Origin of the sequence: Halomonas sp. IOP_31 (genome assembly GCF_021151495.1) — a bacterium.
GTDB classification, from domain to species: domain Bacteria; phylum Pseudomonadota; class Gammaproteobacteria; order Pseudomonadales; family Halomonadaceae; genus Modicisalibacter; species Modicisalibacter zincidurans.
Genome location: NZ_JAIRBP010000028.1, coordinates 42,171 through 50,013 on the forward strand (window position 1 = coordinate 42,171; position 7,843 = coordinate 50,013).

Annotated in this window: 5 protein-coding genes; 2 read left to right on the forward strand and 3 right to left on the reverse strand. The window is 63.6% G+C overall.

The genetic code is table 11. The annotated features are described in order from the left end of the window. Window positions 1-12: 12 nt before the first annotated feature. Window positions 13-3,780 carry a nitrate reductase subunit alpha gene (locus K7I12_RS13535; protein ID WP_231664435.1) on the reverse strand — a complete coding sequence of 1,256 codons (3,768 nt, stop codon included), beginning with the start codon at window positions 3,778-3,780 and terminating at the stop codon, window positions 13-15. 298 nt (window positions 3,781-4,078) lie between these two features. On the opposite strand from K7I12_RS13535, the gene fnr reads away from it, so the two are divergent. Both fnr and K7I12_RS13545 read left to right on the forward strand, forming a co-directional pair. Then, entirely contained in the window at window positions 4,079-4,825 is a 747-nt protein-coding gene (gene fnr / locus K7I12_RS13540; RefSeq protein WP_031383387.1) for a fumarate/nitrate reduction transcriptional regulator Fnr, read from the forward strand. A gap of 100 nt (window positions 4,826-4,925) precedes the next feature. Then, entirely contained in the window at window positions 4,926-6,272 is a 1,347-nt protein-coding gene (locus K7I12_RS13545) for a hypothetical protein (protein ID WP_231664436.1), read from the forward strand. Window positions 6,273-6,386: 114 nt separating this feature from the next. On the opposite strand, the gene K7I12_RS13550 is transcribed toward K7I12_RS13545, so the two are convergent. Further along, window positions 6,387-6,776, reverse strand: coding sequence for a SirB2 family protein (locus tag K7I12_RS13550; protein ID WP_231664437.1), 390 nt, complete (start codon window positions 6,774-6,776; stop codon window positions 6,387-6,389). 99 nt (window positions 6,777-6,875) lie between these two features. Beyond that, on the reverse strand, window positions 6,876-7,598 hold the full coding sequence (ytfE, locus tag K7I12_RS13555; protein WP_231664438.1) for an iron-sulfur cluster repair protein YtfE: 723 nt from the start codon (window positions 7,596-7,598) through the stop codon (window positions 6,876-6,878). Window positions 7,599-7,843: the final 245 nt, after the last annotated feature.

Below are 7,843 nucleotides of genomic sequence, written 5' to 3' on the forward strand. Positions count from 1 at the left end.
AGCGGGGCGGAATCAGACTTTCACTCTCTCCTGCACGCTGTCGTTGTCTTCGCCATCGAGCCAGTCGACATGGTGCATCTTGCGCACGATGACGAACTCGTCACGGTTGGAACCCACGGTGCCGTAGTAGTTGAAGCTGTAGGACAGCTGGGCGTAGCCGCCGATCATGTGAGTCGGCTTGGGGCACACGCGGGTCACCGAGTTGTGGATGCCGCCGCGGGTGCCGGTCACTTCCGATCCGGGCACGTTCACGATGCGCTCCTGAGCGTGATACATCATCGCCATGCCGGTCTTGACCCGCTGGCTGACCACCGCCCGGGCGGCGATGGCCCCGTTGGCGTTGTAGGCCTCGATCCAGTCGTTGTCCTCCACGCCGATGGCGTGGGCGTCATCTTCGGACAGCCAGACGATGGGGCCGCCCCGGGACAGCGTCAGCATCAGCAGGTTGTCCGAATAGGTGGAGTGAATGCCCCACTTCTGGTGCGGCGTGAGGAAGTTCAGCGCTATCTCGGGGTTACCGTTATCCTGCGGCACCGAGACGCTGGCCGCGGCCTTGGTATCGATGGGCGGACGATACACCAGCAGGCTCTCGCCGAAGGCACGCATCCAGGGGTGATCCTGATAGAGCTGCTGGCGACCGGTCACCGTGCGCCACGGAATCAGCTCGTGAACGTTGGTGTAGCCCGCGTTGTATGACACGTGCTCGTCCTCGAGGCCCGACCAGGTGGGGCTGGAGATGATCTTGCGTGGCTGCGCGACGATGTCGCGGAAGCGGATCTTCTCATCAAACTTGGGCAACGCCAGATGGGCGTGCTCGCGGCCGGTGATCCTGGACAGCGCATTCCAGGCCTTGACCGCCACGTTGCCGTTAGTCTCGGGAGCCAGCGTCAGGATCATCTCGGCGGCATCGATGGCCGTCTCGATCTTTGGGCGGCCAGTGACCGGACCCTCGGTCTTGCGCTGGTTGAGCTTGCCGAGCAACTCGACTTCGGGCTGGGTCTGCCAGCTGATGCCCTTGCCGCCGTTACCCAGCGTGTCGAGCAACGGACCGACCGAGGTAAAGCGCTCATAGGTTGCCGGATAGTCACGCTTGACCGCGATCAGGTGCGGTAGGGTCTTGCCGGGGATCGGTTCGCACTCGCCTTTCTTCCAGTCCTTGACCTCGGCCTGGGCCAGCTCGGCCGGGGAGTCGTGCTGCATGGGCAGGGTGACGATGTCGGTTTCCTGGCCCAGGTGGCCGACGCACACCTTCGAGAACGCCTTGGCGATGCCCTTGTAGATGTCCCAGTCGCTGCGCGCTTCCCAGGCCGGGTCGGTGGCCGCGGTCAGCGGGTGGATGAACGGGTGCATGTCCGAGGTGTTGAGATCGTCCTTCTCGTACCAGGTCGCCGTCGGCAATACCACGTCGGAGTACAGGCAGGTGGTGGACATGCGGAAGTCCAGGGTCACCAGCAGGTCGAGCTTGCCTTCCGGAGCGTCCTCGCGCCAGGTGACTTCCTCGGGCAGCGCGCCGCCCATGTCGCCCAGGTCCTTGCCCTGCAGGCCATGCTTGGTACCCAGCAGATACTTGAGCATGTACTCGTGGCCCTTGCCGGAGCTGCCGAGCAGGTTGGAACGCCACACGAACATATTGCGCGGGAAGTTCTGCGGGCTATCCGGGTCCTCGGCGGCAAAGCGCAGGTTGCCGCTCTTGAGCTGGGCGACCACGTAATCGGCGGGATCCTGTCCGGCGACACGGGCGGCTTCGGCGAGCTGCAGCGGGTTGGTGTCGAGCTGCGGCGCGGATGGCAGCCAGCCCATGCGCTCGGCGCGCACGTTGAGGTCGATCAGGCTGCCGGTGAAGTCCTCGCGACGGGCCATGGGCGAGAGCAGCTCGCTGACTTCGAGCTTCTCGTAGCGCCACTGGCTGGAGTGGTTGTAGAAGAACGAGGTGCCGTTCATGTGACGCGGCGGACGCTGCCAGTCGAGACCGAAGGCCAGCGGGGTCCAGCCGGTCTGCGGGCGCAGCTTCTCCTGGCCCACATAGTGCGCCCAACCGCCGCCGCTCTGGCCGATGCAGCCGCACAGGATCAGCATGTTGATCAGGCCACGGTAGTTCATGTCCATGTGGTACCAGTGGTTCATACCGGCACCGACGATGATCATCGAACGACCATGGGTCTTGTCGGCGGTGTCGGCAAACTCGCGCGCCAGGCGGATGGCCTGTGCGGCGGGCACGCCGGTGATCCGCTCCTGCCAGGCGGGGGTGTACGGGCGCACCTGGTCGTAGGACGTCGCGCCGTCGTCTTCGCCCTCGGCGCCCAGGCCACGGTCGATACCGTAGTTGGCGACCATCAGGTCGAACACGGTCACCGCCAGCACTTCACGGCCGTCGGCCAGCGTCAGGCGCTTGGCCGGCAGGTTGTGATAGAGCACGTCGTTGCCGGCGACATGGTTGAAATGCTCGTGAGCAATGCCGCCGAAGTAGGGGAAACCGACTTTGGCGACGCTATCGTGACCCTCGGCCAGCGACAGTTGCAGGGATACTTCGTTGCCTTCGGCATCGAGCGGCTCGAGGTTCCAGCGGCCTTCGCCGTCTTCCTGCTCGCCCCAGCGGAAGCCGATGGAGCCGCGCGGCACCACCAGGCGGTTGCTGGTTTCGTCCCAGGCCACGGTCTTCCACTCGGGATTGTTGTCCTGGCCCAGGTTGGCATCGAAGTCGCTGGCGCGCAGCTGCCTGCCGGGGGCGAAGCTGCCGTCCTCACGGGTATCCAGCTCGACCAGAAACGGCATGTCGGTGTAGCGGCGCACATAATCGGTGAAGTAGGCGCTGGGCTTGGCGAGGTGGAATTCCTTGAGGATCACGTGGCCCATGGCCATCGCCAGTGCCGCGTCGGTGCCCTGCTTGGGACTCAGCCATTCGTCGCACAGCTTGGCGACTTCGGCGTAGTCCGGGGTGATGGCCACGGTCTTGGTGCCCTTGTAGCGCACTTCGGTGAAGAAGTGGGCGTCAGGCGTGCGCGTCTGCGGGACGTTGGAGCCCCAGGCGATGATGTAGTTCGAGTTGTACCAGTCGGCGGATTCGGGCACGTCGGTCTGCTCGCCCCAGGTCATCGGCGAGGCCGGCGGCAAATCGCAGTACCAGTCGTAGAACGACAGGCATACCCCGCCGATCAACGACAGGTAACGGGCACCCGCGGCGTAGGAGACCATCGACATCGCCGGGATCGGCGAGAAGCCGATGATGCGATCGGGGCCGTACTGCTTGGCGGTGTAGACGTTGGAGGCCGCGATCAGGGTTTCCAGCTCATCCCAGTCGGCGCGCACAAAACCGCCCATGCCGCGGGCCTTCTTGTACTGTGCGGTCTTCTCGGGGTCTTCGACGATGGCGGCCCAGGCCAGCACGGGGTCGATGTACTGGGCCAGCGCTTCGCGCCACAGCTTGATCAGGCGCTTGCGCACCAGCGGGTACTTGAGGCGGTTGGCGCTGTACAGGTACCAGGAATAGCTGGCGCCACGCGGGCAGCCGCGCGGTTCATGGTCGGGCAGGTCGGGGCGGGTGCGCGGATAGTCGGTCTGCTGGGTTTCCCAGGTGACCAGGCCGTTCTTGACGTAGATCTTCCAGCTGCACGAACCGGTACAGTTCACCCCATGGGTGGAGCGCACGACCTTGTCGTGCTGCCAGCGCGCACGATAGCCGTCTTCCCAGTCACGGGATTCGCTGCGGGTTTCGCCATGGCCATTGGCAAATGCCTCGCGGGGCTTGCCCAGATACTGCAGGCGGTCGAGAAAATGACTCATTGCTGCTTGCCTCTATGAAGTCCGGTCAGGAGTCAGGGAGTCGTCGGCTCGGTCACGTCGCCGGGCCAAGAGGTGTGGTGTGTCAGCTGGCTTGCCATGGCGAACCTCCCCTGCTTGAACTGAGATCACCTTAAGGAGATCGTGGCGGGTCGATTTTGATTTCAGTCAAGTTGGGTAGCGAACTCCTTCGCTTACCTCGCAATATCACCCGGACTACCTCTAAATGGTTATCGGGGGCTAGGCGGGCGTTGGGTAACATCGTGCTCATGACATTGCGCGCAGAAAGGAGAAACACGCCATGACCCGCATTGCGACGCTGAGCGAGACACGCGATAACTGCCACAACTGTCGTCTGCGCACGTTGTGCCTGCCCGATAACCTGCCGGTGGAAGACGTCGGCAGGTTGGCGGGGATCGTGCAGCGTCGCAAGCCGGTGTCCCGGGGCACCCTTCTTTTTCAGGCCGGACAACGTTTCAACTCGATCTATGCGGTGCGTACCGGGGCGGTGAAGACCACGACACTCATGGCCAATGGCGACGAGCATATTTCGGGATTCCATCTGCCGGGCGAGGTCATCGGCCTCGACGCCATCGTCTCGCGGGATCACCCCTCGACGGCTGTTGCTCTGGAAACCGCCAGCGTGTGTGAAATTCCCTATGCCGAACTGGAGAATCTGAGCGACCGCACACCGGCCCTGCAGCATCAGTTGATGCGCATCATGAGTCGCGAGCTGCTCGCCGAACAGAGCACCAACCACCTGCTGACGCGGCGTTCCGCCGAACAGCGCCTGGCCGTGGTGCTGCTCACGTTCTCCGAGCGCTTCGCCAGCCGCGGCCTTTCGGCGCAACGTTTCCGCCTGCCGATGTCGCGCCTCGACCTGGGCAACTATCTGGGCCTGGTGCCCGAGACCATGAGCCGCACCTTCCGTCGCCTGGAAGAGCAGGGCCTGGTCAGCATCGCCGGCAAGGAGGTCGAGATCGTCGATATCTGCGCCATGCAGGGGCTGGCGTTCGGTGCGCAAGGTGCCCAGGCGGCGCGGGCTTGACCAGGCGCAGTGGGCTTCGTTTGACGGCTTGATTCCGGTCAAGCTCATTGTCGGTAGTGCGCGCTAGGGTGAGTCTGGATCTGCTCACTGCGGTAGCCCAATGAACCGTTCCATCGATCTCGCTCTGCTCGTTAAGCATGACCGGCCGGCCCCGGATTACGGACTCTTTCCCACCCTGGTCCGCTTGCCGGAAAAGCGCTCGGCGGACGATTACCGGCTGGTGGCGCTTGCCAGCAATGAAGACCCCATCCCCAAGCCATTGACGGTTTATGTCCATGTGCCCTCCTGGCTGGGCCACGATAGCCGTGGGCCAGTTCGATATCTGGGATATCTCAAGCGCGAGATAGCGCTTCAGAGCGCCCTGTTCGATGGCGATCGCCGAATCGAGCGGCTCGTGCTGAGCGGGAACGGGGCGGGGCGTCTCGGAGACGGTCAACTGGCTGGCTTGCTCGCCGAGCTGGACGTGCATTTCGGGCTGAAGCGTAGCCGCGATCGCGACTTTGCGTTGCGCATCGATCCTCGCGGTCTGTCACCGCAACGCCTGCCCCTGCTGGCCGCTCTCGGCTTCAACCGGTTGCTCGTCGACCTACAAGACCTTGAGACGCCGGCCGGCGTGCCCGGTGAGCGTCAACCGGCGGACGAGTGGCCAGCCCCCGCTGGCCCTGAGCGTAGCCACCTGCCCGTCACCGAGCTGGCATTGCGTCTGTCCGGACGCACGGCGGTTGGCTTCTCGGCGTTGCTCGAGCGCCTGGTCAGCCTACGTCCCGAGCGCATTACCCTGTATCGCGATGGCTTGTGCGGCGCGGCTGTCTGGCCGGCGTTCTCTTGCCCATCGGCTCCGTGGCAGCGGATCGCAACGCCCGAGCGTGGCGCTGTCCTGGCTCTGCTGGCGCAAGGCGTGGAGCGCCTGGTGCCGGCCGGTTACGTGCATCTGGGCATGGGGCGCTTTGCGCTTGCCAGCGATGCGTTGGTGGCTGCGCAACGCCATGGCCAGCTGCAGCGTTGCCTGGAGGGTTACAATCTGCGGGGCGAGGCCGACTGCATCGGGCTGGGGGCCGGTGCAATCAGCCATCTCGACGATGGCTATTACCAGAATGCGCGGGAATTGCCGGATTACTGTGCGCGTCTGGACGCGGGTCAGCTGGCCATCTGCCGAGGCTATGAACTGACTGCCGATGACCGAGTGAGACAAGCCGTTATCCAGCACCTCATGGGGGGCGGCAACGTTCGATATGCGACTGTCGAGAAAGCTCATCGCCTCGTGTTTCGCAACTATTTCGCGCCTGAGCTGCTGGCCCTGCAGGCCATGGCGAGCGATGACCTGGTCGAGCTTCGACGCGACGGCATTGAGCCGACGCAGTCCGGGGGCTTGCTGATGGAGCGTCTGGTCATGCTCTTCGACGGCGCTTTTAGCGAGGGGCGGCCACGCTACCTGCAGATGATCTGAACTGCACTGCCGCGAATGGAAGTTTCCACCGCCGATTCGCCTCAGGCAAGCCTGCTTTCGGCTTGTTCGTGGCTGAGTGGCCGGGTTGCCGCCCGCGCGCATGCGAACGGCGCATCAGACGCCTGCTAGCCAGGAAAGCGGGTTGTGGTTCATCGCCACGCCGACGATGTACAGGAAGATGGCGATGGCGGCAAGGGATGCCGCGGCGCGAATCGTTGATGTCCTGCCGCGCTTGATCGCCAAGGTTCCGATGACGATGTAGGCCACCAGGGCGATCAGCTTGGCCGCCAGCCAAGGCTGCTGGGTAGGCCAGGCGCGCAGCATGATCATCAAACTCACCCCCGCCGCCAGCAGTACCGTGTCGATCAGGTGCGGCAACACCTTTACCCAGCGCCGCTGGAGCTGTGGAGACGCGCGAACCGACCACCATGCGCGCAGCCCGAATAGCCCCAGGCTGAGACCGGCGGCGGTCATATGGATATTTTTTATCAGGAAATAGTCCACGCGGGTCTCCGTAAAAAAAGGCGTCCTTGCTCAGAGCATGACAGTCGATGTTTCCTGTCTCAGCCTAGGGAGCCGCCGATCCGTGAGGCTTGATTACGATCATGCGCGGGGCAATTCGCCTGCCATCGGCGAAGCAGGCGATGATTCACCCAGCGCTACCTGGTCTGCGGTGGCCTGCTCGAACAGCACGTTGTTCTCCAGGTGGATGTGCTGCATCAGGTCCTCGCGGAATTCGCGCAGGCCGGCATACAGTGCGCGCCAGGTCGTGCAGGCGCCCTTGGGCGTCTGGATGTCATCGGTGAGTGCCATCAGCCGGGCCAGCGTTTCGCCATGCTCGTCGTGTTCGAATCGCATGACCGCAATCGGCCCGTGCATGTTGTGGGCGAGGCCACGCTTGAGCGTCGGGAACAGGCTCATCTCTTCCTTTTGCAGGTGGCTTTCGATTTCCTGATGCATCCCCTCGAGGAGCTCGGTCAGGCCGGCGGGGCAGTCCTGGCGCTCGCCGTGAACCTGCTCGACGCGCCGGGCCAGGCGAATGAGTTCGGGCAGTTGCTGACGATGCACGGCGTGATAGCGGGTCAGGATGTGATCGATCAGTTCGCTGGCGCTGGCCTCGCACCAGTCGCGCTCGCCGGGTTGATGAGCCGGCAACGCTTCCAGCGCGCTGACGAGGCGGGCCAGATCGGCATCGTGCCCGGCCAGCGAGTCGCGCAGGGTGGCACGACCGCCACAGCAGAAGTCGATTCCGTATTCATGGAACACCCGGGTGGCGCCAGGCAATTGGCGGGCCAGTTGACCGACGGGTTGGTCGAGAAGGGTCATGGTGCGTGCTCCTTTGCTAGTTTGCTTTCTTCCTGTTGCAGCTTGCGTGCCAAATTCAAACAGCTGATTAGTCTTGATAATTATTGATTCTGGTCAATTTTACCCAGGGCAGGCGAGGTAATAAGGCTCTTCGTCGTTGGGTGTGGAATTCGTCCCTTGAACTGGGCCAGGATATGACCTCCACATGGACAGGAGGCAGGACATGAACAGTACGCAGATTCTGACCCTTGGCCTGGGCCTTGAAG